The 24473-nt window shown below is 58.1% G+C and carries 26 protein-coding genes and 3 pseudogenes; 15 read left to right on the forward strand and 14 right to left on the reverse strand.

The window, feature by feature from the left end; translation table 11 throughout:
• The first annotated feature begins 38 nt into the window (after positions 1-38).
• On the forward strand, positions 39-782 hold the full coding sequence (locus BX591_RS15660; protein ID WP_111932318.1) for an SDR family NAD(P)-dependent oxidoreductase: 744 nt from the start codon (positions 39-41) through the stop codon (positions 780-782).
• Between the two features lie 168 nt (positions 783-950).
• On the opposite strand, the gene BX591_RS15665 is transcribed toward BX591_RS15660, so the two are convergent.
• Positions 951-1874 (reverse strand): SDR family NAD(P)-dependent oxidoreductase, encoded by a 924-nt coding sequence (locus BX591_RS15665; protein WP_167444563.1) that lies wholly within the window; start codon positions 1872-1874, stop codon positions 951-953.
• 47 nt (positions 1875-1921) lie between these two features.
• Here BX591_RS15665 and BX591_RS15670 point away from each other — a divergent pair, with 47 nt between their 5' ends.
• Entirely contained in the window at positions 1922-2515 is a 594-nt protein-coding gene (locus BX591_RS15670) for a TetR/AcrR family transcriptional regulator (protein WP_111932319.1), read from the forward strand.
• Between the two features lie 42 nt (positions 2516-2557).
• Here BX591_RS15670 and BX591_RS15675 read toward each other — a convergent pair whose 3' ends face one another.
• Complete coding sequence (locus tag BX591_RS15675) at positions 2558-2950, reverse strand: carboxymuconolactone decarboxylase family protein (protein ID WP_111932320.1); 393 nt, start codon at positions 2948-2950, stop codon at positions 2558-2560.
• The gene (locus BX591_RS15680) at positions 2947-4380 is read right to left on the reverse strand and encodes an aldehyde dehydrogenase family protein (protein WP_111932321.1); all 1434 of its coding nucleotides are present in this window, start codon (positions 4378-4380) and stop codon (positions 2947-2949) included. Before BX591_RS15680 ends, BX591_RS15675 begins: the two co-directional genes overlap by 4 nt.
• A gap of 100 nt (positions 4381-4480) precedes the next feature.
• Between BX591_RS15680 and BX591_RS15685 the strand changes: the two genes are divergently transcribed.
• The 3 genes from BX591_RS15685 (at position 4481) to BX591_RS15695 (ending at position 8565) form a co-directional block, all read left to right on the forward strand.
• The gene (locus BX591_RS15685) at positions 4481-5377 is read left to right on the forward strand and encodes a LysR family transcriptional regulator (RefSeq protein WP_111932322.1); all 897 of its coding nucleotides are present in this window, start codon (positions 4481-4483) and stop codon (positions 5375-5377) included.
• Between the two features lie 391 nt (positions 5378-5768).
• Entirely contained in the window at positions 5769-7208 is a 1440-nt protein-coding gene (locus tag BX591_RS15690; RefSeq protein ID WP_111932323.1) for a CoA transferase, read from the forward strand.
• A 442-nt stretch (positions 7209-7650) separates the two neighbouring features.
• On the forward strand, positions 7651-8565 hold the full coding sequence (locus tag BX591_RS15695) for a LysR family transcriptional regulator (RefSeq protein ID WP_111932324.1): 915 nt from the start codon (positions 7651-7653) through the stop codon (positions 8563-8565).
• Positions 8566-8609: 44 nt separating this feature from the next.
• Here BX591_RS15695 and BX591_RS15700 read toward each other — a convergent pair whose 3' ends face one another.
• The 4 genes from BX591_RS15700 to BX591_RS15715 form a co-directional block, all read right to left on the reverse strand.
• Complete coding sequence (locus tag BX591_RS15700; protein WP_111932325.1) at positions 8610-8960, reverse strand: nuclear transport factor 2 family protein; 351 nt, start codon at positions 8958-8960, stop codon at positions 8610-8612.
• A 156-nt stretch (positions 8961-9116) separates the two neighbouring features.
• The gene (locus BX591_RS15705; RefSeq protein ID WP_111932326.1) at positions 9117-9719 is read right to left on the reverse strand and encodes a class I SAM-dependent methyltransferase; all 603 of its coding nucleotides are present in this window, start codon (positions 9717-9719) and stop codon (positions 9117-9119) included.
• 267 nt (positions 9720-9986) lie between these two features.
• Entirely contained in the window at positions 9987-10394 is a 408-nt protein-coding gene (locus BX591_RS15710) for a nuclear transport factor 2 family protein (RefSeq protein WP_111932327.1), read from the reverse strand.
• Between the two features lie 63 nt (positions 10395-10457).
• A complete protein-coding gene (locus tag BX591_RS15715) occupies positions 10458-11237 on the reverse strand; it encodes an SDR family NAD(P)-dependent oxidoreductase (RefSeq protein ID WP_111932328.1) in 780 nt (259 codons plus the stop codon).
• A gap of 229 nt (positions 11238-11466) precedes the next feature.
• Here BX591_RS15715 and BX591_RS15720 point away from each other — a divergent pair, with 229 nt between their 5' ends.
• The gene (locus BX591_RS15720; protein ID WP_111932329.1) at positions 11467-12369 is read left to right on the forward strand and encodes a LysR family transcriptional regulator; all 903 of its coding nucleotides are present in this window, start codon (positions 11467-11469) and stop codon (positions 12367-12369) included.
• An 825-nt stretch (positions 12370-13194) separates the two neighbouring features.
• Here the strand turns inward: BX591_RS15720 and BX591_RS15725 are convergent.
• A complete protein-coding gene (locus tag BX591_RS15725; protein ID WP_111932330.1) occupies positions 13195-14220 on the reverse strand; it encodes an IS110 family RNA-guided transposase in 1026 nt (341 codons plus the stop codon).
• Between BX591_RS15725 and tnpA the strand changes: the two genes are divergently transcribed.
• Entirely contained in the window at positions 14164-14751 is a 588-nt protein-coding gene (gene tnpA / locus BX591_RS15730) for an IS66-like element accessory protein TnpA (RefSeq protein ID WP_244146985.1), read from the forward strand. The two genes, BX591_RS15725 and tnpA, sit on opposite strands and share 57 nt — an antisense overlap.
• The gene (gene tnpB, locus BX591_RS15735) at positions 14748-14915 is read left to right on the forward strand and encodes an IS66 family insertion sequence element accessory protein TnpB (protein ID WP_111932331.1); all 168 of its coding nucleotides are present in this window, start codon (positions 14748-14750) and stop codon (positions 14913-14915) included. Before tnpA ends, tnpB (BX591_RS15735) begins: the two co-directional genes overlap by 4 nt.
• A 12-nt stretch (positions 14916-14927) precedes the next feature.
• Here the strand turns inward: tnpB (BX591_RS15735) and BX591_RS15740 are convergent, their stop codons facing one another.
• Both BX591_RS15740 and BX591_RS36110 read right to left on the reverse strand, forming a co-directional pair.
• A complete protein-coding gene (locus BX591_RS15740) occupies positions 14928-17021 on the reverse strand; it encodes a recombinase family protein (RefSeq protein WP_111932332.1) in 2094 nt (697 codons plus the stop codon).
• Positions 16999-17196, reverse strand: a complete 198-nt coding sequence (locus tag BX591_RS36110) for a hypothetical protein (protein WP_146749773.1) — start codon at positions 17194-17196, stop codon at positions 16999-17001. Before BX591_RS36110 ends, BX591_RS15740 begins: the two co-directional genes overlap by 23 nt.
• A gap of 300 nt (positions 17197-17496) precedes the next feature.
• Here BX591_RS36110 and tnpB (BX591_RS15745) point away from each other — a divergent pair, with 300 nt between their 5' ends.
• Together tnpB (BX591_RS15745) and tnpC (BX591_RS15750) are read left to right on the forward strand one after the other, a co-directional pair.
• Positions 17497-17715 carry an IS66 family insertion sequence element accessory protein TnpB gene (gene tnpB / locus BX591_RS15745; protein WP_049789866.1) on the forward strand — a complete coding sequence of 73 codons (219 nt, stop codon included), beginning with the start codon at positions 17497-17499 and terminating at the stop codon, positions 17713-17715.
• Between the two features lie 29 nt (positions 17716-17744).
• Positions 17745-19333, forward strand: a pseudogene (gene tnpC, locus BX591_RS15750) (IS66 family transposase).
• Between the two features lie 140 nt (positions 19334-19473).
• Here tnpC (BX591_RS15750) and BX591_RS15755 read toward each other — a convergent pair.
• The gene (locus tag BX591_RS15755) at positions 19474-19968 is read right to left on the reverse strand and encodes a nuclear transport factor 2 family protein (protein WP_111932334.1); all 495 of its coding nucleotides are present in this window, start codon (positions 19966-19968) and stop codon (positions 19474-19476) included.
• A gap of 136 nt (positions 19969-20104) precedes the next feature.
• Here BX591_RS15755 and BX591_RS15760 point away from each other — a divergent pair, with 136 nt between their 5' ends.
• From BX591_RS15760 to BX591_RS15770, 3 genes and pseudogenes are all read left to right on the forward strand, one after another.
• Entirely contained in the window at positions 20105-20455 is a 351-nt protein-coding gene (locus BX591_RS15760; RefSeq protein ID WP_111932335.1) for a winged helix-turn-helix transcriptional regulator, read from the forward strand.
• Between the two features lie 117 nt (positions 20456-20572).
• The gene (locus tag BX591_RS15765) at positions 20573-21229 is read left to right on the forward strand and encodes an HAD family hydrolase (RefSeq protein ID WP_167444564.1); all 657 of its coding nucleotides are present in this window, start codon (positions 20573-20575) and stop codon (positions 21227-21229) included.
• A 120-nt stretch (positions 21230-21349) separates the two neighbouring features.
• Positions 21350-21469 (forward strand): annotated as a pseudogene (locus BX591_RS15770) (IS5/IS1182 family transposase); the annotation flags it as partial.
• A gap of 497 nt (positions 21470-21966) precedes the next feature.
• On the opposite strand, the gene BX591_RS15775 reads toward BX591_RS15770, so the two are convergent.
• A complete protein-coding gene (locus tag BX591_RS15775; RefSeq protein ID WP_146749774.1) occupies positions 21967-22692 on the reverse strand; it encodes a hypothetical protein in 726 nt (241 codons plus the stop codon).
• Between the two features lie 125 nt (positions 22693-22817).
• Between BX591_RS15775 and BX591_RS15780 the strand changes: the two are divergent.
• Both BX591_RS15780 and tnpC (BX591_RS36945) read left to right on the forward strand, forming a co-directional pair.
• Positions 22818-23126, forward strand: a pseudogene (locus BX591_RS15780) (Tn3 family transposase); the annotation flags it as partial.
• A 7-nt stretch (positions 23127-23133) separates the two neighbouring features.
• Positions 23134-23364, forward strand: a complete 231-nt coding sequence (tnpC, locus tag BX591_RS36945) for a Tn3 family transposase post-transcriptional regulator TnpC (protein ID WP_244146987.1) — start codon at positions 23134-23136, stop codon at positions 23362-23364.
• Positions 23365-23522: 158 nt separating this feature from the next.
• On the opposite strand, the gene BX591_RS15790 is transcribed toward tnpC (BX591_RS36945), so the two are convergent.
• Together BX591_RS15790 and BX591_RS36755 are read right to left on the reverse strand one after the other, a co-directional pair.
• Positions 23523-23852 carry an H-NS histone family protein gene (locus tag BX591_RS15790; protein WP_111932338.1) on the reverse strand — a complete coding sequence of 110 codons (330 nt, stop codon included), beginning with the start codon at positions 23850-23852 and terminating at the stop codon, positions 23523-23525.
• A 370-nt stretch (positions 23853-24222) separates the two neighbouring features.
• Positions 24223-24473, reverse strand: a 251-nt coding sequence (locus BX591_RS36755; RefSeq protein ID WP_208644750.1) for a hypothetical protein, incomplete at its 5' end; no start/stop codon positions are given.

Here is a 24473-nt window from a genome sequence, read left to right on the forward strand (position 1 = left end):
GCTATCGTTCAGTCCTTAACTGACGACAGGAGAGAAGCATGGGCGTTATAGTAATTACCGGTGGAAGCCGTGGCATCGGTGCAAGTACCGCGTTGGAATGCGCGAAGCGAGGGTTTGGGGTGATTCTTACCTACAAGAGCGACGTTGACGCGGCGAATTCGATAGTCCGGCGCATCTCGGAAACAGGCGCAAAAGCGGTGGCGCTCGAACTTGATGTCAGCGATACCAGCACCTTTGCCGGTTTCCGACGGAGCGTGGAGCAGATGTTGCTCCAAGTCTGGAATGTCCGGCGTATCACTGGGCTGATCAACAACGCCGGACATGGACTATTTAACCGGATCGAGACGGTTAGCGAAAGCGAGTTTGATGGTCTTTTCAATGTGCATCTGAAGGGTCCTTTCTTCCTGACACAGACCCTGCTGCCTTTGTTTTCTCCAGAGTCGAGCATCGTCAACATCACCAGCGCGACGACGCGCGTAGCCACGGCGGGGGTGGCCCCATATGCCTCGTTCAAAGGGGCGCTGGAAGTGTTGACGCGATACATGGCCAAAGAATTTGGTGATATGCGCATCCGGGTCAACGCTGTATCACCCGGCGCAATTCGCACCGAGTTGGGTGGCGGCGTGAGCAGGGAATTCGAGGCGGCGCTCATTTCGCAAACAGCGCTAGGACGGATAGGAGAACCCGATGAGGTTGCACGTGCGATCGTATCGCTATTCACTGCCGATGGCCAATGGATCAACGCGCAAACTATCGAGGTGTCGGGCGGGTACGTCATCTAAGGCCAATCGCCGATGATTGCGAATTGCGTCCATTCGAATAGGTTTAGCGCAATATCGCTACGAGTACGCGGTGGCCCGTTGCGCGAGCGCGGCGCGACACATCTGGCGACATTCGCAAATCGCAACCTGAGTTGGGGCGTGTTTGCTTCGGTCTGGAGTTGGACACATTCACTCTCTAGCAACCGACTCGCTACCTGAAACTGCCTGTACGAGTTCCTCAGAAACCGCCCAGAGCCGAAGAGCAATCGCCTCATCCGAAAGGAATCTGGAGCCCGTTGCGACCTGGCAGTTTTTAAAATATTGCCCGGTTACATCTGCTACTGCAGGATTGGCTGCCAGATACGTCTGGGTCGTTGCTCCCTCTTCGACGGATTTCATGAAGAAGCTCGCCAATTTCAGCAAAACGTTCAATGGGAACGCCAGATTTTTGTTTAATCCTGTTCCTCTCACTGCACCCGGATGAAGCGAGTTGACGACTATGCATCGAGATGCAAGTCTTCGCGCCAGTTCTTTCGCATACAGCGAGCAAGCGAGCTTGGATTGCCCATAGAACACGAATGGGCTGTAAGTTTTGTCGCCACTTAGATCGTCGAACCGAATCCCCTCCTTAGGCGCCTGCTTCTCGCTCGCATCGCTTGAAACGATGACGATCCGTCCAGTGTGGTCCTTTATTGCGCGACTCAGACCGTTGACGAGTGCGAAGTGCGCAAGATAGTTGACTAGAAACTGTATCTCGATACCGTGTTTCTTCACCAATGCTTTCGCTCCGACGATTCCCGCACTCGCCACGACAGCGTCGAGTTTTCTGTTCGTTGACAGGATGGTCTTGATTGCAGTCGCTACAGATTTCAGATCTGACAGATCGCACTCGACGGCAAGCCCTCGTGCACCCACCTTGGACAGTGACTCCTGCGCCAATGAGCGCGTTCGAGCAAGCGCCACGACAAAGGCGCCCCTGCTAGCGAGCACACGCATAGTCTCAAATCCCAACCCGGAGTTGCAACCAGTGATCAGGATAGTCTGCGTTGACAGGTCAAGACCCGCGACAGCCTCTGCTGCGGTCTGGTAGGGGGAGGTTTGCGAATTTTTCATGTACTCAAGCGTATACTTGTATCTCTCAAAAGTAAACGGGTGTGTACATGAGGCATGACTCAGGACGGTTTGACGAGCCCAAACGCAGACGCGGGGCGGCGGCCACAAAGGACGCGATCCTCTTTGCAGGCCTGAGAGGTTTTTGCGCTCATGGCTATGACGGAATCGGGCTTCGCGATATCGCGGCATCAGCGGGGGTGACGGCAGTGCTGGTGAACCGGTATTTCGGCAGCAAGGAAGAACTGTTTTCAGCCGTAGTTGATGTTGCGTTCGGCGGAGACAATCCGTTCGGGGGCGACCTATCCACGCTAGCCATGCGTTTAAGCCATGCTCTGATAGCAAAGTCTGTGGAGATAAACGATGAGAACGCTGACCCCTTGCTGTTGCTATTGCGATCTTCCCAAAACCCGCGAGCCGCGGAGATTCTGAAGGCAGGGATTACGCGACACTTTGCGGCACCTCTTGAGGCCGAAATGCAAGGCGCAGATGTCTCATTACGGGTCGCCATGTTGCTTGCACAGATCGCCGGCTTTCAACTGATGCGCGATGTAATCAGGCTCGACCCACTCGTTTCCTGCGCCGGAGAGACCCTCGCGAGAACTTTGGCAATCATGTTCGAGTCGCAAATTGCGCCGCGGTAGTTCGAAGTGCGCCTAAGTCCCAAAAGATCCGCCGACGACCGCTTATTTGCCTCGCCCAAATCCAAGCGTTTCCAGCGCCTCTGCGGCTGCATTGCTAGCGTCGCGCGCCGCCGGGAACCCGGCGTACGCCGACGCCTGTATCATCACTTCCTCAATTTCGTCCGCGGTCAGACCATTGGTCAACGCGATCTCAACATGGTTTTTCAATTCGTTGCGCTGGCGCAGCGCGATCAGAATGCCTAGTGTCACGAGGCTGCGAGCCCGCTGATCAAGTCCCTCGCGCGCCCACACGCTTCCGAAGACGAAGTCCATTGACAGTTCCGTCATCGACGCACCAAATGTTGCATCGTCGATCGTGGCTTTCATGCGATTCGCCCGTTCTGTGCCACGCAGTTGTTCGTACACCGCAAGTCCTTGTTCAGTGGCTTCTTTCATTGCAACCCTCTCGTCGACGCGCCCAGTACGGTCTTTGTCTCAAGAAATGCTTCCAGGCCGAATGTGCCGTATTCGCGGCCGATGCCGGATTGCTTGAACCCGCCGAACGGCGCGAGCGGCTCATGCGGCGCGCCATTGATGATGACGCGGCCCGCTTCGAGCCTTGACGCCACAGCAAGTGCCCGGTTAACATCAGGTGAAATCACGTACGCCTGCAGGCCATAAATCGTATCGTTCGCAATTTCGATTGCCTCGTCCTCGCTGCGGTAAGTCAGGATGCACAGCACCGGTCCGAAGATTTCTTCGCGTGCGATGCTCATGTCGTTTTTTACGTTCGCAAATACGGTGGGCTTGACGTAGTAACCTGAAAGACCATCCGGATGCCCTTCGCCCCCGGCAACGAGCGTCGCGCCTTCTTCCAGGCCGCGCCGGATATATCCCTGAACGCGGTCATATTGCCGTTGGCTGACCATTGGTCCAATGGCCGAATCGGTGTCCTGCAAGCTGCCCACCTTGATCTTCGATACGGACTCTTTTACTAGCCTGATCACATCCGTCAAACTGCTTTCGGGAACCAGAATGCGTGTGCCCGCGATACAGGCCTGCCCGCTGTTCATAAACCCTGACGTAATAGCAAGCGGCACGGCCGTCGCGAGGTCAGCATCATCGAGAATCAGCGTCGGCGATTTGCCACCCAGTTCCAGCGTGACGCGCTTCATGGTGTCCGCACCCGCGCGCAGAATCGATTTGCCGACGGCAGTCGAGCCGGTAAACGAAATCTTCGCGATCTGCGGGTTTGAACTCAGTTCTGCTCCCACGACATCGCCACGGCCCGTCACAATGTTGAACACGCCTGGCGGCAAGCCTGCGTCGTGCAAGGCTTCGCTAACGATCTGCGTCTGGATCGCGCTGATTTCGCTCGGCTTGATGACGACCGTGCAGCCCGCGGCAATCGCGGTTGCCATCTTGTTGCAGATAAAGCCGGCATTCGCGTTCCACGGCGTAATCAACCCTGCGACGCCGACCGGCTCCATCATGACCTCCGCCGAGGCTATCCGTCGCGTGAACGAATATGCCTCAAGTGTCCGCGCGGCGTTCAGGAATGAGTCCGCCGCATAACGCGCGCCCCACGCGGCCCGCGTCGCAGGTGCGCCGTATTCCTCGATTGTCGCGGCGGCGAGCGGGTCTACCTTCGCGAGCACGGCCTCATGCAGACGCCTGAGCCATGTGACGCGCTGCTCCTTGCTGGTTCGTGAAAAAGCCGGTAATGCCCGGCGAGCGGCAGCAATAGCGTCCTGTGTATCCTGCGCATCGGCAAGACGCACCCGGCCGATCACGTCGCCCTTCGACGGATTGTAGAGATCAAACCACTCCTGTCCGTGCGGCTGCACGAACTGGCCATTGATATAGATTCGGTCGATGGTGTACACAAATCCTCCAGATCAGATTTCCATGGCGCCCAGAGTAGTCAATTGGATCTGCGCTGAGAAGACGGATAAACTGGCATGACGTGATCCGGAAATCGGGACAATGCATAAATCAGGCTTGATCGAACTGGAGGTCGTGCTCGCCGTCGCGCGGCTTGGCGGGTTTCGTGCGGCAGCGCGCGAGCTTGGCATGTCGTCCACGGCGCTCAGCCGGGCACTTGCAGTGCTTGAAGAGCGGCTTGGCGTGAGGCTCTTCAACCGCACCACGCGCAGCGTCGCGCTGACGGAAGCCGGCGAGCAATTCGTCGCCGTAGTCGGACCGGCTCTGTCCGCAATCCAGCAGGCTATGGTTGCCGTCAACGACCGTCGCGGAACGCCTGTTGGCACATTGCGGCTGAACTGCTCGGTGGGTGCAGCGCGGGCCATTCTCGCGCCGGTCGTACTGGAGTATCTCCGCCGCTTTCCCGCCATGAACGTCGATATCGTGACCGAGGCGCACTTCGTCGATATCGTCGGCAAAGGTTTTGACGCCGGTATCCGCACAGCCGACGCCGTGCCGCGCGATATGATCGCTGTGCCCTTCGGCGGTCCTTTGAGTTTTTCTGTAGTCGCCGCACCATCGTATTTTTCGAGGCATAAGAAGCCGCGCTCGCCGCAGCAACTCATGTCGCACGAATGCATCCGGGCGCGCTGGCCGAGCGGTGCGTTATACCGTTGGGAGTTCGAACGGCGAGGCGAGAAGCTCGCGCTTGACGTGCCCGGTGTCCTTACGCTGGACGATCCTTCCCTGATGCGTGACGCCGCCATAGCGGGCGCGGGCGTCGCGTATCTCTGGGATGCGGCCATGAAAGATGACCTCGCAGCAGGCCGGCTCGTCCCGGTGCTGAAAGACTGGACTGTGACGTCCGCTGGATTGTGCCTCTACTACCCGAATCGACGTAACTTGCCTGCGGCGTTGCGCGCGTTTATCGAACTGCTGCGCGAACCCGGCCACGTGTGAAAGCGTTGGATCCTTGAATCTTGATGTGCAAGGCAAGCCCCCGCGCTATGACGCCCGAAGCGTTCGCGGAATATCTCCGCAGCTACGACGGCCCAGCGTGTATTCGCGCTGTGCATGACGACTACCGCGTAGGAGTAACGGTAGCGTGCGGGGTCCTGCGCTTCAGGCGTCGGATAACTATCTGGTCGACTAAATTCGCCTTGAGCGACCGGACTAAAGGGTCCGTTGGTACTTATCTCGTCTCAAAGTACATGAATATCGTATTGGACGCCACGCATAACAGGGTTCAACCTCGCTGATAACACGTCGTTGTCAGCGGGGCAGGTTGATCGAGCGCCCTGCATCGAGCTTTGCGACGGCGTTCACTCTCACCCAGTAAGCGAGGCTAGTCATGGCTGAACAACGGATACGGATACTTGATCAAGGCGAATTGCCGGCACTCGAATCGATGCTCGCGTCACTCGGGCTTTCTCAGGACGCTTTAGGGCGCGTTAGCCTTGAGGGAGACGATCTACTGATAAGGTCGCCCCATCGGCTGACGGAAGCGGTCAGCACTGCGCAACTGTTGATCGGCTCGGCAGCAACCGTCATCTGGCGCCGACGTACCGGTGTCGAGACCGATCTGTCGGTCAACACGGTAGATGCACTCCATTCTCTCCACGCGTCGCACTTTATCTGGCAGCAAGGCGCTTACCTCGAGGTGGGTGCTGAGCATGTTCCGGTCAATGGCTTTTACCGCACGCGCGACGATCGGCAAGTACTCTTATGTGCTGGGCCACCGTATATGAAGTTGCTGAATGGGTACCTTAACTTCCTTGATTGCGGGAACAGCCGGAAAGCAGTCGAGGCCGCGGTCGCCCGTTATACAGCGGATGAACTTGAAGATGCTCTCGCCGGCCTGGGCATACCAGGGTGCCGGGCGTTTAGCCGGGACGAATGGCTGGCGCATCCGCAAGGGCGCAGGCTGGCGGCGACCCCTGTCGTCGAGATAGAGAAGATCGCCGATGGTGAACCTGAGCCGTTTATCGAGAATCCGCGCTTTCCGCTGGACGGATTGCGGGTCATGGACTTTACGCACGTCCTGGCGGGGCCGCGCAGCACGCAATCGCTTGCCGAACTCGGCGCTGAGGTGCTCCACATCACCAGCCCGCTGCATCCGGATACATTGCCTCAGCACCTTGGCGTCGACATGGGGAAATACTGCGCCTATCTGGAACTTGAGAAGCCGGATCATCTTCAGAGAATGCACGATCTGGTCGCGCAGGCCGACGTTTTCGCGACCAGTTATCGTGGCGCGGTTAATGCGCGCTACGGTCTGACTCCGCAAGAGATTGCAGCGCGCTCGCGCAAAGGGATCGTCGCCCTGACCGTGAATGCATACGGCCACGCGGGCCCGTGGGCGGAACGCGTCGGCTTTGATCCCAACGGGCAGGCAGCATCGGGATTTGCGGCCGCTGAAGGCGATGGCTGGCGTCATCCCAGGTTGTCGCCCGTCTTCTATCTCGCGGATCTGATGAGCGGCTATTTCGCGGCGGCGGGGATGATGGCCGCGTTATTGCGTCGTGCCACCGAGGGTGGTTCATATCATGTGAAGGTATCGCTAGCGCGCAGTGCCATGTGGGTGCAGGAACTGGGATTGGCGACCCCCGACTCGATAGCGGGGCTGCCCGCATCCGACACCTATCCACACCGTTCGGCAACCGCGCATACCGCGTTCGGCGAGGTGAGTACGCTCGCTAATCCGGTTCGATACACGGGGCTACCGTTGCCGCACAATGAGCGGCTTGTGCCTTACGGTGCCGACGCGCCAAGGTGGCAAACGGTGGCTTGACAGCGAGAGGACGCTTGGCTGAATCGCCAGGCGTTTCCTTTACCCAAGGCCGTCTTCGAGCTTCAAAATGCCACAGCGCCAAACAGCATTGCCGTTAGTTTGACGCGCCATTGCGAGGCAACTGATAACAGTATCGACACGCATCATCAATGCCTCCGCTGTTTCGTCATAACTCAGTACTATCCGCGGTGTGTTCGTCGCGTGCGATACGTCGTGCGAACGCTCATCAGCGCAGCACCACCTCGGGAGGTGCGCACAGCTAATGCATCTGCAGTCATTTCCGCTTCTCTCTTCAGACTTCGGGTGGCCTTAGCCAATATCGTGGTCCAAGCTCACCCTGCAACCGGTGTAGTGATGCAACAATCCTTGATGCAGGGTGATATCTTTCGGAGTTCTTGTCTAATATACCCTTTGTCTGTTTTGATACGAGGCTTGTCGCACCATGATCCATGGTCGTCTTCTGCACCAGTTTGTGGCCGTCGCTGAAGAGCTTCACTTCGGCCGCGCCGCCGAACGTCTTCATATGGCGCAGCCGCCATTGAGCCAGGCCATCAAGAATCTGGAGGAGATTATTGGGGTGAAGCTGCTCACCCGGTCGAAGCACTTCGTCGCGCTTACTCCAGCCGGACGGGTCTTTCTGGTCGATGCGCGTGACTTGCTCGCTCGTGAACAACGGGCGATTGACGGGGCGCGAAGAGCGAGCGCTGGTAGCACCGGACGGATAACGATTGGCTTCGTTGGTTCCGTGAGTTATGAACTGTTGCCTCGATTCCTTCGGCAGTTCAAAGAGCGTTTTCCCGCAACGCATGTGGACCTCAGAGAGTTGACATCAAGGGAGCAGATCGAGAATCTGCACGCGCGGAAGATAGATCTGGGTATAGTGCGGCTTCCATTGACGGACGCGGCGGACGTCGCACTCCACCCGATCGAAGTGGAGCGGTTCATTGCAGTGCTTCCCGGCGATCATCGCCTGGCCGACGTCAATGAGTTGCACCTGAAAGATCTCTCGGGAGATTCGTTCATGGCGTTTCCACCCGACAAGATTCCCAGCCTGCATGCGAAGTTTCTGATGGCGTGTGATGAGTGCGGCTTTAGTCCGCGGATCGCACTGGAGGCCTGGCAAATGTCGAGTATGGTCAGTCTGGTCGCAGCCGGAATGGGCATCGCGCTGTTACCAGCGCAAGTACGCAAGATTCCACATCCTGGCGTCGTGTACAAGGATCTTGCCGATCGATCAAAGCACATTGAATTGAAGATTGCGATGGCATGGCGTCCCGACGACATGCACGAGGACATCCGGGCGATGCTCGCGATGGTCGGCACCGTAAGCGTATCGCGTTTTTCTCAGCGAGATTGAAGTCGATTAGAGGCAGGACGCAACCGCATCTGTCTCTCTAGTCGTCAGTCGATAAAAGCGTAGAGCGCTGACAGTCTCCCGCCGCGCGTGACGGCGATGTCTACGCCCGTCAAAGCACCCGGATTATCTGCCGGTCCGAATCCCCATGCGAGACGCCCGATTCCATGCATGGCGTTGACCTGTCCACGCTCGCTGAATTCAAACCCGGCAAACTGCGCTTGCAATTCTTTGACCCTGTGGTTGATGGCATCGAGGCCGACGTATTGTCCGTCCGGGTCGACGAAGATGCCGTCAGGCAACCAGATTGCTTCCAGTTCCTTCATTCGGGCCACGGAGTCTCGCTCGCCGAAGATGGCTAGCAGGTTTCGCCTCAGAAGCTCATCTACAGAGTACATGGCAAATCTCCTTGAAGTGTCACGGGCTGGCGCGAACCATTGTCCGCCGCATTACGACACGTCGCTTGAAAACGGTGCCTCGACAGGGTCGGGCTAGTGACGTGTCAGTCAGCGACGAAACGGCCGCAGTTGTCGGTAGATCGCCCGCTCGCGAGCCTAAACCGGAGAAGCATTTCTTCGTGCGATTATCCTATTAACTATTTTTCCAGAGGAGGCGCTAACGCTTTCCTCATCCAACAGAATCCTCGCTTGCCCTGATAGGGTGTCGATGATAAGGTCCTTGTTGAAGGACGTGTACAGCCGGCCGTTGCCGTCTCGCACGGACGCGCCATCCGTCACTCGCCAACTGATGTAGAGTACGCCGCGAGGCACCAGAAGATCGATCAGCGTTTGCGTCGCCGGCACTATTTCAGATGGATCGAGGTGCATCAATACCGTCTCACACAGTACGTTCTGAAACGAACGGCGCGCGACGCTCGATAACTCTGGCAGCGCACCGTGATCAAACGGGATGCTCGGAAAGCTTCGTCGTGCCTCGAGCAGAAGCCCTTCAGACGCATCAACGCCACGCGCGGGGAAACCGTTTAAGTTCAGCCATCTCGCATCGCGCCCTGATCCGCACCCAACGTCGATGGTTGGGCCCGGAGTAAAGAACTTCTTCAACAGCGCATACATATCATCGGGCGGAGGTTGGTCTCTCCAGTCCTGAGCGTAAGAGCCGCTCGCTTTGTCGTAAGCAGTGATCGTCGATTCATCCATTTAGCTTGTCCTTTGCAAGAGCGTCCAACCTTTCTGCGCTGATCACACTTATGGCATGGAGCCGGTATTGCCGGGCGGTCTCAAAGCTTCAGAAGCGCTTGTGCGTTTGTGTCACGGCTCGCCGAGCGACCGGTTCCACGAATCTCCCGCTCACACCCTCCACGGTTCAACGCTGTCCCGCGGGTGGCGCCGGATTGAGCCGAGTTAGCAACCACCATTCTCGCGGCGAGACGTCGCTCGCGTCGCGAGTGATGTCTGTCGCCACGCTCAGGGACGCGCCGCCGTGGAGATTGCAAAGCTGTCCTCCAGCATCAGAAAGCTGGAGATGAATTCACCAGTGAAGGTCAGAACGATTCCGAATTTTCCGTCGATGAGCTTGCCGGTATCGACTATACGCGTCTTCAGATGACCCAGAATGACGGCTCGGGCATCGCTCGTGAGGATATCTTCGATTTCAAGACCTTCGCGTTTGATCATGGTCTGCGTATCCACGACGAAGTCGTACATGGCCTGGCGACCGTGTTTCAGTCCAACCCAGGGGAGCACGCCGGTATCGCCGGGGATATTCCACACCAGATCGGGTGAGCAAAGGGCGGCGATTTCGTCCGCTCCGGCACCAGAGCCGAGCTTCTCAAGGAAGCGTGTGGCAAGACGAAGATTTTCCTGTGAGGACATTTCTTTTCTCCAAAGATCGGGGTTGCGATCCAGACAGATTAGTTGGTGTGCAGCGACTGCGTGTTAGACCTGCACGAGTCCGCCGTCGACAAACAGTTCGACGCCGGTGATGTAGCTCGCATCGTCCGATGCAAGGAAAGAAACCGCCTTGGCGATTTCATCTGCCTGACCGATGCGACCCAGCGGTGTGGCCTCAGCCATCTCCTTGCAATACGCGTCAATCTGCTCGTCAGTCATCTTCAGCTCGTTCTTGTATGCAGGCGTCACAACAACACCGGGAGCCACGACGTTGACGCGGATATTTCGGCCTCTTAGATCGGCCGCCCACGTCCTCGCAAAGGATCGCAACGCGGCTTTGGTTGCGGCGTAGACGCTGAATGCTGGAACCCCTTGAATCGACGCAATAGAGCCGGTAACGACGATGGCGCTTCCGGGTGGCATGAGCGGGAGTGCGCTTTGAACCGTCATCAGCGTTCCCTTGACATTTATCCCGAAGTACTTGTCGAATTGCGCCTCGGTGATGTTGCCGAGGGCGGAGAATTCGCCACCGCCGGCGTTGGCGAAGACGATGTCGATCCGGCCGTGTGCCTTCGCGATAGTGTCGACAATGCGCTGCAGATCTTCAGGCGAAGCGATATCGCCGCGAATGGCCTGCGCGTCATTGCCGATCTGCGCGACTGCATCGGCCAGTGCTTCCTGACGTCGGCCGGTGATGTAGACCGTCGCGCCTTCGCGCGCAAGGCGAATTGCGGAGGCAAGACCGATACCGGTGCTGCCCCCCGTGACAAGAGCTACCTTGCCCGCGTGCTTGGTCGAATGGACGTTCTTGAAGGTTGAAGTCATTTCTTCACTCCTGTAACCGTTGCGTGAAAACAAGGTTAGTGAATCGATCTCGTCATTGATAGGGGCTTTTGTGGATTCTTTATGCACGGATGTGCATAATCGAGGGTGGGCGGAACACAACACCGGGTAGTGGTAGCCAAGGCAAGGGGAGTGCGAGGCTAACAGGTCCGGGATTGGCCACCTTTCCGGGAGGGGCAACCACGCTGAAATTAACCACTTCGAGGTGAACATGGACCATCTGCAGGCGATCCGCATCTTCGCCCGGGTAGTCGAAACGGGAGGGTTCGGTCGCGCGGCGTTGTCGCTGAACATGCCCAATACGACCGTGAGCAAGTGGATCAGATCGCTGGAGGAGCATCTGGGCGTCAAGCTGCTCGAGCGGAACACCCGCACAATCAGTGTTACGACCGATGGCGCCGCCTACTATGAAAGAACCCGCCATCTCCTCATGGAGCTTGACGACATCGAGGCAACGCTTGGGCGGTCGCAGGGTAGTCCGAAGGGCGCGCTGAGGGTCGATGCAGGCGGTTCTACTGCGAGCGGCATCATCATTCCGCAGTTGCCCGCGTTTTGTGAGCGTTACCCCGATATTCAGGTGCAACTCAGCGTCACCGACCGGACGCTCGATTTGATTGCTGCAAATATCGATTGTGGGATCAGAAGCTCCGCGAGCGATCCCGCGCTTGTCACTCGTGAGATCGGTGCTCTTTCGTGGACGACTTGCGCGAGCCCTGGCTATCTCGCGAAGCACGGCGTTCCTGAACACCCGCATCAGATCGTTGAGCGAGCCATGCCTGTGGTCGGCTATTTTTCAGCCAATACGGGCCTTCCGCAGCCGCTCGAGTTTCATCGTGACGGCGAGAAGTTAGTGCTCGAAAACACGCGCAATAACGTGATGGTGAGCGAAAGCAACGCTCATCTTGCGACGGCACTCAATGGCCTCGGACTGATTCACACGATGGACTTCATGGTGCGGCCATTCATTGAGAAAGGCCTCCTTGTTCCTGTTCTGATGTCCTGGCGGCCCGAGCCCCTAACCGTGTATGTGGCGTACCCTCCAAGCCGACGGTTTAGCACGAAGGTCCGTGTGTTCGTCGACTGGGTGGCGAATGTGTTCCAGGAAACTCACTGATGCGATAGCGCCATGTGCCCTTGCTACGCCCCGTGGGTGACGGAACGTTGATTCTGTAGATTCTTCATCCACAGTTTTGAATAAACAATGGCGGCGCCGTTCCAGTCAAACCCGAACGATCCCGGCATTGCCACACCACCATGCTGGGCGCGAGGAGTGTGACGATTCGGAAGTTGGATCATGACCGAAGAGGACGTCCGCCAAACGAATGCACGGAGCAGAAGGATGCAATTGCAAAGGCAACTGCCTTTATGAACTGGTTAATTTTTCCCTTTTTAGTTGAACTGCGACGCCAGCGAAAGCCGATGCTCTCCAAATCCCGAGTATGTTTCAGTGTGACCTATAGCCTGTCGATGCCAGTCTAAAGACCCCAGATAGGCAATCCAGAACAAGTTTACGAAAGACGTTGGCGGTCTGTGCGCGTACATCAGCAAGCGGGTCGGTGACCCGCCAAAATCGTATTTCACTGCTATGTCGTTAAAAACGACCGCAGGCAATGGTCCCTTGATACCCACGCCTTGACAGTAAGCGTTGCCGCAGCACCGTCTAGACCAATGGTGCCAAATCTATGGTCCACCCCATTTTTGCAACCCTGATTTTCAATGGCGAGTTTGGCTTGCTTAAATCTATTCGGCGTCGTTGTGGGGATTGCTCCCCGCGCCACGATGAGATTCGCGCCTGACGATCCTTAACAGTGGATCGGCTTCGAAAAGCCTCTTTGGCACTCAGGTTCTTCGTCAGGCCGGTATGCCGTTCACGTCATCAATTTTCAGTCGTCGCAAAACCAGTTGGGTGATCTGTAAGCAATGGTAAAGCTGTACCCGTTCAGAGAGGGTGGCTTGAGAAGCCCGCGTCAAAGGTGGTTTGGCGCGCAACAATGGCCCACGCGGTTCGAGCCAGCTTGTTGGCCAGAGCACACGCCACCACGTTTGAGTGCCGCTGCGCGAGCATTGCGCGAACCCAGTCTGCCAGGCGACCGGTTCGTTTCTCCAGGCCTCGCATGTAGGCTCGGGCGCACAGGACGAGCAGGCGCCTGACATTTTTGTCGCCGCGTCGGCTGATCCCGAGAAGATTGTTCTTGCCGCCCGTACTGTATTGCCGCGGAACGAGCCCAACCGATGCCGCAAAATCGCGACTGCATCCGTACTGCTTCGCGTCGCCCATTTTCGCGGCCAACGCGCTTGCGGTGACCGGGCCGACTCCCGGGATGCTCATCAGGCGCTGTCCAACCTCATCCTCAGCGAGCTGACGTGCGAGCTCCTGGTCAATCTCGCTAATCTGTTCCGCAAGGTACTTGAAGTGCTGGTGGAGGCGTTCGAGAATCGCTATTAGCCGGGGCGGCAGTTCCTGCATGGCGAGCACGGCCGGCAGACGTGTCACGGTGGCCTTGCCCACCGGCAGGCTGATACCAAACTCAAGGAGAAAGCCATGCATCTGGTTGACGGCTTTGGTGCGCTCGCGCACCATCGATTCACGCACACGATGCAGCACTGAAAGCGTCTGCTGTGATTCCGTCTTCGGGGATACGAATCTCATCGCTGGGCGCGATGACGCTTCGCAAATCGCCTCGGCGTCGACGAAATCATTCTTGTTTGATTTCACGAATGGCCTGACGAACTGCGGCGAGATCAGGCGCACCGTGTGCCCGAATTCGGCGAGCTTGCGGGCCATATAATGCGAACCGGCGCAGGCCTCCATAACGACGGTACAGGCATGGAATGTCGCGAAGAATTCGACCAGTTGTTTCCGGCTCATCTTTTTACGGAACACAGCGTTGCCTTTAGCGTCCTGTCCATGAAGGTGAAAGCTGTGTTTGCCCAGATCAATACCAACGAGCGTTACGTCGTTCATGATCGTCTCCAGTTCGGTATAAACACCGTCAGCGTAACCTACCCGGTGGGGGCGGGGTGGACCATCCCATTAGTGGACACAGTAGGCCCCACCAAACGAGTGGTGGAGACTACTTTGCCACCTGGGATAGCAACAGCAGCGAGACGGACGCGTAAAGGTACCCCCAACCACCCCATCGAGTTTCGGCGTGAACTCGCGAAGCTGGCATGTGAACCGGGTGTCTCGGTCGCACGACTGGCTTTGGAACACGGGCTCAATACGAATCTTTTGTTCAAATGGCGCCGGGCCTATCAAGCCGGGCAGTATGAGCCGCCGACACTGCTGCCCGTAGAAGTGGTGCACGAGGAGCGCACAATTGAGAACGCGGCTGTATTGCCGGCTCAGTCGCAGAGCAAGGCCCATCCAGTCGTCGCAGGTGTGATTGAGGTAAGCATAGGCGTCGCACGCGTGCGTATCGAGGGCACGCCCGACCCGGCCACGCTGCGTGTGGTGTTGCGTACGTTGCGTGCCGCTGCGGAGGCTGAAACGTGATTGGTCTTCCTGTCGGTACGCGTGTCTGGCTGGCTGCCGGCGTGACCGACATGCGGGCCGGATTCAACAGCCTCGCCGCCAAGGTGCAAACCGTGCTTGAACGGGATCCGTTCTGCGGGTACGTCTTCGTATTTCGTGGCAGACGCGGGAGTCTCGTGACATAGTGCATCCTTTGGTTAGAAGCCCGGAAGCTTGAGTGACTTATCTGCTTCCTGTCGGGCTTTGAAGTGAGGCGGTCGCCTGTCCTTGATAGCTCGCACACCTGCCCTGACGGCGTCGGAATCGAGCGCAGCAACAGGGACCTGCCAAGGCGCGGAGGGCATGAGTTGAGTCGCAGGCAGTGTGCCCTCCCGTATCAGGCGGTGAATCGAACTCCCGTAAATTCCCAGTCGTCGTGAGGCCTCTTCCACGCTGATCGTCTCCGCATGCGACGCGGATGGATCGAATGGCGCAATGCCCAGCCGTTCACGCATTTCGGTAACGCGAACCGTGGTCCAGGTCTTGCCGTCTGGCGATTTGCATCGCATGCGGTTCATGGTCACCGCAAGCTCCCTGTCCGGCCACTGCCCACCAAGCTTGCGCATAACCTCAACAGCACTGAAGTGTTGGCCAGATGGATATCGACCGACATTCACGCGTGCGATGCGCAGCTCCGTGTGCCGACCTCCGGTCCAGTGAACCGTGGCGACTGCTTCATTCGTGTTGTCGTCCAGATCAATCACGACTTCCTGAATGAGAATACGGGTCAGCCGCTGCTTTGTTCGCATATCGGTGCCCGGCGCATTCCATGCCGCCGGAAGATCGCGCGCGAGCGTCATCAACTGCGTCTGGTCGATCGCAGGCCGGCTTACAACCTCGCGGTCCAGAAGCGCTGTGCGCTCTTCGAGGTGAGCGACACGTTCAAGGGCTGCATTCCAACGCGCTTCAAGCTCGCGTGCAACCAATCGTTTCGTCGGATCCACAACCTCATACCGGCGGGCGGCAAGAGAGGCATCGTAGCGCGCTTCCTCGAGCTCGCCGGCTAACGCGCGACGCGCATCGTCGCCTGCGCGCGATGTTTGCTGTGCAGCGCGAATGGCCGCTTCCACCGCATGCTCCGAAACCGCTTCGAGAATTGCGGCCGCCACCGCTTTGTCGATACGTATTCCACCGATTCCAATACAGCGAAATGTTCCGACATGTGCTTCGTCGCCACGGCAGTAATAGCGATGTGCGTGGCCGGCTCTCATGCCGTAGTTGACCCGCATCATTCGACCGCACCGGCCACATCGCGCCAGGCCAGTCAGCAATGCCCGCCCGCCACGAGCAGATCGACGGGAAGCCCGCTTCTTCATGTGTGTGTTCTCGGCAATCATCCTCTGATGCTCCTCGAACTGATCCCACGTGATGTACCCCGGGTGATGGTCTCGCAACAGGACGCTCCAGTCCTTCATTGGCTTGGAGTGGCCTTCAGTCTTACGCGCCCGTCCTTCAACGACCGCAGTGCGTTGGGTTGTCCTTCCAAACACATACGCCCCAGCATAAACCGGATGCTCCAGGATTTGGACAACCGTATGATATGCAGGCCGGCTCCATTCGATCCGGATTCCTGCGGGGCCGTGCCGCGTTACGGGCAGCTTGACTTCCGATTGTATGGCCCATAGCAGCACCTGACGGGCACTGCCGAGTTCGCGAAACTTACGGAAGAGCACCCGGATGGTCTCGGCAACTCGTTCGTCTGGGTCCATCTCGATCTGCCCCAGCTCGTTCCAGCAGTAGCCAGGAGGCAGCGCAAAGCGCAATTCCCCCCGCCGGGCCTTCGAGTCGCGCGCGGCAATGCCACGCTGCCGCAGCAGACTGAGCTCGTACTCGGACATCGTGCCTTTGAGTCCCAGCAGAAGCCGATCGTTGACCAGCCTGGGGTCATAAATTCCGTCGTGATCAACGACGACCGTGCCGACCAGCGCGCAAAGATCAATGAGATGGTGCCAATCGCGGCCGTTGCGCGCAAGTCGTGAAGCCTCGAGACAGAACACGGCGCCAACGGAGCCTGCACACACTGACGCGACCAGCTTCTGGAACCCGGGCCTCTCGATACTGCCGGATCCAGAACGTCCAAGGTCATCGTCGATCGTCGTCACTGAAGCAAAACCCATAGCTCGTGCAGACTCGGCGAGCGCGTACTGACGATTCTGGCTCTCCGTGTGCTCCACTACCTGGCTCATGGTTGATTGACGGACGTAGACCACCGCGCCTCGGCAGAGATGTTCAGCGGAGATCTTCTGGCTCATCGCAATCTCCTGGGTCGTTTGTGTTTGCCGGATTGCCCAGCGCTTCCAGCAGAAGTGCCGCGAGCGCTTCGATCACTTCCTCCCGTCGGTTCCCCACGATGCCTGCGTTGAAGGTTGGATCCCGGTCCAGTTCCAGCGGAAGTTGCACGCCGGGTTCTCTTTGCAGTGGTCTCATCGGAATAGCCCTCCGTTGACAGAGGTTTCGATGATCCTCCTGTCGCGGAGTGGCGCTTTCGATCATTCAGGATGCGGCACAGTAAGGCCAGCGCTTCTGCGCTCACTTGCGGCTCGCCGAGCGCCATTGCCGAGCATATCGACGCATCAAGCATCCAGGCTGGTAATTCCCGGGAAATGTGTTGCGGAACGTCGAGGTGAACCATCTGATTCCCCCGGCGCCCGGTACGGCGCACGAGTCTGAATTCCTGGCCACAGGCGGGGTGCCAGCGGTATGCGATCACCACGATTTGTGATCGGTATGTTGAATGTCGTGCGGCTTGGCGACCTGCTCAAAGTACTGTGGTGGAGCGGCGACGGCATGTGCCTGCTGATGAAGCGACTCGAGAAGGGGCGCTTCGTCTGGCCACAAGCCGATGGTGGCGTTATTTGCCTGAGCCCGGCGCAACTATCAATGCTGCTGGAAGGCATCGACTGGCGGCAACCGACGAGAACGGCACGACCGACGTCGGCGTTGTAAACGTCGCTGCTCGCGCGTAAACTGCCTGCATGACGCGCGCGAATCCACTTCCCGATGATGTCGAAACGCTGAAGGCCATGCTGCTCAGCCAGGAGGCGGCACTTCGCGAGCGCGACGCGCAAGTGCTCAAACTACAGGAAACGGTCGACTCACAACAAGCCGCGCTGGCTTCGCGCGCAGCGGAAGTCGAACACCTGAAGCTGCTCATTGCCAAGCTGCGCCGTATGCAGTTCGGCCGCAAGTCGGAGAAGCTGGACCGTCAGATCGAGCAACTTGAATTGCGCCTCGAAGAGCTTGAGACTACGAAGGCGCGGCACCGGTCGAAATCCCGAAGACGCAGCGCACGGTCGTGGAACAGGCACCGCGCAAGCTGCCCGAACATCTGCCGCGCTAGATCCAGACGCACTTGCCCGAATCCGTCGGGAAGTGCACGCAGTGTGGTGGCCTGATGAAGTCGCTGGGCGAAGACGTCGCCAAACAACTTGAGTACGTACCAGCAAGCTTCCGTGTCGTCCGTCATGTGCGCCCGAAGTTTGCCTGCGTGTGATGCGATCATATCTCTCAGGCTCCTGCACCGAGCCGTCCCATCGAGCGTGGTCTCGCCGGCCCAGGGCTGCTGGCACACGTGCTGGTCTCGAAGTTTGCAGACCACTTGCCGCTTTACCGGCAGTCGGTCATCTACGCGCGAGAAGGCGTCGAGCTTGACCGCTCGCTGCTTGCGAAGTGGGTCGGTCATGCGGCGACGCTGCTGCAGCCACTCGTTCAAACACTACGTCGTCACGTGATGTCGGCGACGAAACTGCACGCGGACGACACGCCGGTTCCCGTGCTTGCACCAGGCAATGGCAAGACGAAGACCGGTCGCTTGTGGGTGTACGTGCGTGATGATCGTGCATCGGCCGACATGACGCCGCCGGCAGTCTGGTTTGCCTACACGCTGGATCGAAAGGGCATCCATCCGCAACAGCATCTCGAGGCATTCAACGGTACGCTGCAAGCCGACGCGTACGGTGGATACCAGGCTATCTACGAAACCGGGCGAGTTACAGAGGCAGCTTGCTGGGCGCATGCCCGACGACAGTTCTATGAGTTGCAAGTAGCGCGCCCCAATGCGTTGAACACCGAAGCGCTCGAGCGTATTGGCGCGCTATACAGGATTGAGGAAACGATCCGGGGCAAACCGCCCGATGAGCGCCAGGCGTATCGCCAGGAACACGCGCGGCCGCTACTCGATCGCTTCCATGCATGGCTCACCATGACACTGGAAACGCTCTCGCGCAAATCGGATACGAGCCAGGCGATCCTCTATGCAATGAACCGGTGGGAAGCGCTCACACGTTATTGCGATGATGGCCAGCTCGAGATTGACAATCTGCCAGTCGAGCGCGCGCTACGCGGGGTGGCCGTCGGTCGACGCAATTACCTGTTTGCCGGTGCAGATTCCGGGGGGGAGCGCGCCGCTGCCATCTACAGCCTCGTGGGCACCGCAAAACTCAACGGCATCGATCCTGAGGCCTATCTGCGCTACGTGCTCACGCGCATCGCCGACCATGCGATTAACCGCATCGACGAACTCACACCGTGGGCCGTCGCCGATCAGCTCCGCCGCCCAGCCTGACAACATGCTCTCCCGTCAAGACGTTGCTGCTGCCACGCTTACCCTTGACATTTTCAATGCTTTGGTGAAACGTCAGCGCATCTACTGTAACGATATGGCACCTGCGCCCGGGCCGCCCGCAAGCTTGACTGCCGCTTACATCAGCTCGCTATTGGAAGCGGGTCGCCAAAGTACAGTTCCAGTCGCCGGAACGCAATACGCCAACCCTTTGAGGTACGCACCAACTCATCGTGAAATGCTCCCGCTGCATTGAAATGTATATTGGCTCCTTGATCGGCGCGACCGCGATGCGTCGCAAAAAAATCGGTTCGAGCTTGCGCCTCGTCTCCGTGTAGCGACACAACCGGCAGGCTTAGCATGTGCTGCCAGTTCGAAAAGCCGCTCATGCTACCAGGCTGATTTTCGCTTCCACGCATCCAGATCGCCAGTTCCCGGAAGGTCCCCACCGGACCACCTGCCACGCTGTAATCGACCTTTCCATCGTCGGCGAACGTCTCGCCCCACTGAACGAGGATGTTCGAATCCTGCCCTTGGTGACTGTCTTGACCTAGCGAATAACGCGCAATCGTATCTTGGATGTCTTGGCGATCCAGGAGATATTGAATCTTTTCCGGAGGCGCTTTCGGCTCTTTCATGGTGATTCCTTTCTCTGGTTACTCCTGTCGCCACAGGCGCGTCAGGATCATCCAGGCATGGTATCGGGGCGGTATGGAATCATCAAGAACGCACTATTTAGTTATATACTCACCAAAAAGTTACCATAGGATTGGTATGATTGACGCCCCGCGTTGTTCCGCAGAGCAACTGACCGAAGCACTCCGCGTACTTGAAGGGCGCTGGAAGACATTGATCATCTATCACCTGTTTACGGCGCCCGTACTCCGATTTTCCGAGCTTCGCAGGGCTATTCCCGGCGTCTCGCAGAAGATGCTTATCCAGCAGCTACGTGATCTGGAGAGGGATGGCGTAATCAGCCGGACGGTCTACCCTGAAGTGCCTCCCAAGGTCGAATATGGCCTTACAAAAGAAGGGCGGGCTCTACAACCCGCGCTTAAAGCTCTACAGAAGTGGGCTGCACAACGTCAGAATACGGGGCCGGTCGAAGAGACATCTGCTTCGTGAGTCGGCGGCACGATGGAAAGGAATCCTCCAAATCGGCGTACTTAAATACTTTTTAAAAATTATAGGTATACATCACTGACGTAATATTCTCTCATTGCACACCTAGGTAAGGAAATTGTGAGTCCAATAAAAAAGGCAGTCTTATTCGATTTCGATCTCACCCTGGCAGACTCCAAAGTAGCGATCGTCGAATGCGTGCAGCACTCGCTTCGCACCATGGGTCGTCCAGTCCCACCTGCTGAAGTCATCCAGAAGTCAATTGGATTGACGCTGGCGGATACATTCGCATTCCTAAGTTCAAGCCGCGACCCGCAACTCATCGCCAGGTTTTCTGATCTATTTATCAGCCACGCAGATCAGGTAATGGTTGCGCTCACTACTCTTTACCCGGGGGTGGCCACTCTGCTTCGGTCACTACGTTCTTTGGGAATCTCAACCGCTATCGTTTCTACGAAATATCGATATAGGATTGAAGCCATTCTTGCTCAGGCAGGGCTGCAATCTTGCGTAGAGGTGATTGTAGGAGGGGAAGACGTTAAGCAACATAAGCCACACCCAGAAGGTCTGTTGAAGGCACTTGAAATTTTAAATGTCGAGGCAATCCATGCGCTTTATGTCGGTGACCACCCAATTGATGCGCAAGCAGCGCGTGGCGCCGGTGTTGCTTTCGTGGGTGCAGTGACTGGTCTGACAGACGCAAAAGGCTGGCAACGTCTTGGACATAGTTCATTGGGAACTAACATCAGCCAAGTCCTCGGTCACCTACACGGCTAGCTTGTCCTGCCCGAATCCATGCTCACTTGCTGCCGGCCGGCAATCCGGCTAAGCAGAGGCACGCCGACAAGTTCCCCCAATTCCTGATGCCGGAGTGAGCGACTGAGCAGAGGCTGACCCCAGACGGTCTATCGTGGCATCCGGCGCGTCGACCAGCACTTCAAACTGACGATGGTTGCGAGCAATCTGACCGGCATGGCCCGAATGCCAGGCGTGGTGCCGCAAGGAGCGGCGCGGTGAGCCGCCACGGCGCGAAGACTGCGTGCCAGAAGGGTTGCATGCGTGCGCATGCCCCGCGCGGATCGCGCGGCAAACCGGTAATTCAGCGGGAAATTGCACGAGCAAGTCTCCTGAACATAGCTTCGGTCGTCATTACGGGGCGCTTTTCAACAGCCTGCTAGGCTGCGTAATGCCCTACACCGGAGAGGATCACGGCTTCTCTCGCCAGCACGGTGCCCCCTCTCGCGCTCAGCACGGTGTATGCCCACCACAACCGTCGAGCCCTGAAGTGCCATGTGGACTCACGGTTTTCCGTAACCCGCATAAGCGTGTTGGGGTATCGTTCGCGATGCCGAGGCGCGTCGGTAATGCGCACCGGAAGGACCGCGAGCAATCGCTCCTTTGTCACCTGTTGCGGTTTTCCCGGCCTAGCGAGCATCGCAACGGCGGTCTCGTCAACGAGTGCGGCGAGGCGCTCGTCGTCTGGAGAAACAGTTTTCGTGGAAGGCTTACCTGCTCTATCTGCCGTCGAAATCGAGAGCGTTCCCTGTAACATCACGGTCATGCTCGTAGAGCCACGAGGTGACACGATATGCCTTGCGCCACAAATCCTGGATGGTCGTTCGCGGATTTCTTGACAGTTCATTTCGTATTCGGAGCCGGTGCGCTACACGCGGCGTTAAAGCCGCCGACTCGTCGGGACCTTTCGGGCCTTCCTCAACTGTCCTGGGGCGGCAGATAGCCATCTCTTCTTCGGACACACGCTTCAGGCTCAATGCGAGTTCGTCCCGCGTACCAAACAGATACATCGCTAACAGTAGGTGCCGCGTAACTGGCATATCGCATGCCGTGATGTTGCCCCTCGCGAACCGTATCCACAAGCTCATCCGCTTCGCGGCAAACGCAGGATCCACTGTAGAGAGAAACGCTTCACCTAATTCCTCGATCAAGTGGTCCTGAAAAGCTTTCGCTTGTACCCTTGCTCCCCACGTAAAGCCTAACTCTCGAATGCGGTTCTGGTACGCCATGCGCAGGCGCAAGGGATCCACCGGGCCCAAGGGACGGTCGAGCAGATCGTGAGCAAAACGCGCGTAATGAAGCAAGGTTGGTGAGCATGCCGTGTCCGCATCTTCCGCCCCCGTCACCTGCCAGCCGCAGCGGCAAGCCTGCCAAGGTTGCTTTAGCAGCCGCTGACGAAACTGGAAAGGTCGGTGGTATTGCGGGCAGCTCGAAAGCAAGTGCACACCACGCCGCCAACACACGCTCACACCCGGCACGTGGTGGGCCCGGTGCCAGTACCCCATCCCGAACACATGAATGTCCTCTCCGACGCAGGCCGCGCACAAATGCGCTTCTCGGTGAAGCCCGACTGTTGTTAGGCGGCGATGTGATCGCCGAGAACGAGCCGGAAGAGCAGCAGAAACGCCTACGCTACAATGACCTCATCGCATCGGCCGTGATCCTGCAGAACACTGCGGACATGATGCGCGCACTGCGAGACATGGTGGCTGAAGGCGAGAAAATCCGCGTGGACGATATTGAATTCTTAAGTCCATACCCGACGCACAATATCCGCCGGTTCGGACGCTACAGACTGCATCTTGATCGTACGCCAGAGAGCTGGATCAACGATGCGCTGTTTGGTCAGGCTGCACGCCCGGGTAACGAGATGAGGTAACGACTGCATGAGCGCAAGAGCCGCGGTCACCGCGACGTCCTATGGTGAGGTGGACGCCGCCGCGCTGGAAGCACTGCAATCGGGTTACGACACCACGCGCATGCTGGACGCCGTGGATAGACTCGATGAGATGCGAACCAGCCTTTACGATCCGGAAGGCCTGCGCGAGGACCTGTTGCGCCTACACCGCATCGCTCACACGCTCGTCAACGGCGCCAGGCTGACGGTCGGCACCTAGGACGAGCCTTTCGTCGATCAGGTGACGGACGTCATCGACCAGATAGATCAATACGTTGCGGATCTGCTGGGGATTCGCGACGTACTTCGGCCACTGGAGACACTTCGCCCGGAAGGCACGGATTTTTTGCAAGATAGTTGAGCCGCCTGCCAACGGATTTAACGGGAATTCGACCGCGCGAGCGGACTGCCCGCGAACGGATCGTTTGTCCAGTCTGCACCTGCAGCCGCGCGTGCGTGTGGGGACGGTGCGGCAGCTGCACCTGATGACAGCTCGAAGTGGCCAATGGACTGGCCCGCACTGAGCGCCTGCTTCAGCCATTGCGGCATCACTCCTTCACCACTCCAGCTCTCGCCATGCGCGCTGCGGTAGCGGCCCGCAGCCGGCTCAGCGGCAAGGGTTGCGGCCAGAGCATCCGGGCTGATTCCGAAGTCCTCCATGCGGTGGCGGAGGTAGGCAATCATACTGTCGCGTTTGCGTTCGTCCATGAAACGGTTTTCCAGTCAGGTAGGTATCCAGTACTTTTTGATCTGCATGCGGCAACGCGGGAACTGCAGGTGCACCCGGTCACGGGTGACGGCATCAAACTATTCGCCAGGACCGAGAATGACATCGATTGAGGCCTGGCCAGCGATCTGCGCAACGAAGTAAGCCCAACGCTCGGAAAACGGGCCCCCGCGGACCTTGATACGCTGTCCTTGCGTGGCTACTGCAAGGACTTGAGGCGGCCCTTCAATCCGAATCCACGCGTCAAACATGTCTTCAGAAGTGGGCACGAGGTCAACACAAATCTCAAACCCGCGATACTTCAGCGTTCTTTGCATAAGGTTGCTCCACACTCGGGTTCCGGCCGCTGCTTCACAGGCGCTGAACCGCACCCACGTAGCTCTTCGTCGCATCCTTGAGTTCCTGCGCCGCAGCCTGCACGTGGGTGGGCAACTCGCTCAGGGCAAGTTGCGTGACGACACCGTCCAGTCGCCTGCGGAGCTCTATCGCAAGTTCCATGACACTGGCTGTTGATTTGCACGGAATCCTGACCCGGGATTTGCATTGAATTCTGACCCACCCGTTGGACCAGCTTTGCGGGTTATTCGGTGGGTGTCTGGGTC

It is taken from the genome of Paraburkholderia bryophila (assembly GCF_003269035.1).
Taxonomy (GTDB): domain Bacteria; phylum Pseudomonadota; class Gammaproteobacteria; order Burkholderiales; family Burkholderiaceae; genus Paraburkholderia; species Paraburkholderia bryophila.

Bases quoted from the DNA above. Each gene is read 5' to 3' on its own strand.
- BX591_RS15725 (WP_111932330.1), bottom strand. From the start codon at position 14,220: ATGAACGACGTAACGCTCGTTGGTATTGATCTGGGCAAACACAGCTTT.
- tnpC (WP_244146987.1), top strand. From the start codon at position 23,134: ATGAGCGCAAGAGCCGCGGTCACCGCGACGTCCTATGGTGAGGTGGAC.
- BX591_RS15690 (WP_111932323.1), top strand. From the start codon at position 5,769: ATGGCTGAACAACGGATACGGATACTTGATCAAGGCGAATTGCCGGCA.
- BX591_RS15715 (WP_111932328.1), bottom strand. From the start codon at position 11,237: ATGACTTCAACCTTCAAGAACGTCCATTCGACCAAGCACGCGGGCAAG.
- tnpA (WP_244146985.1), top strand. From the start codon at position 14,164: ATGAAGGTGAAAGCTGTGTTTGCCCAGATCAATACCAACGAGCGTTAC.
- BX591_RS36110 (WP_146749773.1), bottom strand. From the start codon at position 17,196: ATGAGACCACTGCAAAGAGAACCCGGCGTGCAACTTCCGCTGGAACTG.
- BX591_RS15700 (WP_111932325.1), bottom strand. From the start codon at position 8,960: ATGTACTCTGTAGATGAGCTTCTGAGGCGAAACCTGCTAGCCATCTTC.
- BX591_RS15670 (WP_111932319.1), top strand. From the start codon at position 1,922: ATGAGGCATGACTCAGGACGGTTTGACGAGCCCAAACGCAGACGCGGG.
- BX591_RS15695 (WP_111932324.1), top strand. From the start codon at position 7,651: ATGATCCATGGTCGTCTTCTGCACCAGTTTGTGGCCGTCGCTGAAGAG.
- BX591_RS15755 (WP_111932334.1), bottom strand. From the start codon at position 19,968: ATGAAAGAGCCGAAAGCGCCTCCGGAAAAGATTCAATATCTCCTGGAT.
- BX591_RS15710 (WP_111932327.1), bottom strand. From the start codon at position 10,394: ATGTCCTCACAGGAAAATCTTCGTCTTGCCACACGCTTCCTTGAGAAG.
- BX591_RS15790 (WP_111932338.1), bottom strand. From the start codon at position 23,852: ATGGACGAACGCAAACGCGACAGTATGATTGCCTACCTCCGCCACCGC.
- BX591_RS15665 (WP_167444563.1), bottom strand. From the start codon at position 1,874: ATGAAAAATTCGCAAACCTCCCCCTACCAGACCGCAGCAGAGGCTGTC.
- BX591_RS15720 (WP_111932329.1), top strand. From the start codon at position 11,467: ATGGACCATCTGCAGGCGATCCGCATCTTCGCCCGGGTAGTCGAAACG.
- BX591_RS15705 (WP_111932326.1), bottom strand. From the start codon at position 9,719: ATGGATGAATCGACGATCACTGCTTACGACAAAGCGAGCGGCTCTTAC.
- BX591_RS15685 (WP_111932322.1), top strand. From the start codon at position 4,481: ATGCATAAATCAGGCTTGATCGAACTGGAGGTCGTGCTCGCCGTCGCG.
- BX591_RS15740 (WP_111932332.1), bottom strand. From the start codon at position 17,021: ATGAGCCAGAAGATCTCCGCTGAACATCTCTGCCGAGGCGCGGTGGTC.
- BX591_RS15675 (WP_111932320.1), bottom strand. From the start codon at position 2,950: ATGAAAGAAGCCACTGAACAAGGACTTGCGGTGTACGAACAACTGCGT.
- tnpB (WP_049789866.1), top strand. From the start codon at position 17,497: ATGTTGAATGTCGTGCGGCTTGGCGACCTGCTCAAAGTACTGTGGTGG.
- BX591_RS15660 (WP_111932318.1), top strand. From the start codon at position 39: ATGGGCGTTATAGTAATTACCGGTGGAAGCCGTGGCATCGGTGCAAGT.
- BX591_RS15760 (WP_111932335.1), top strand. From the start codon at position 20,105: ATGATTGACGCCCCGCGTTGTTCCGCAGAGCAACTGACCGAAGCACTC.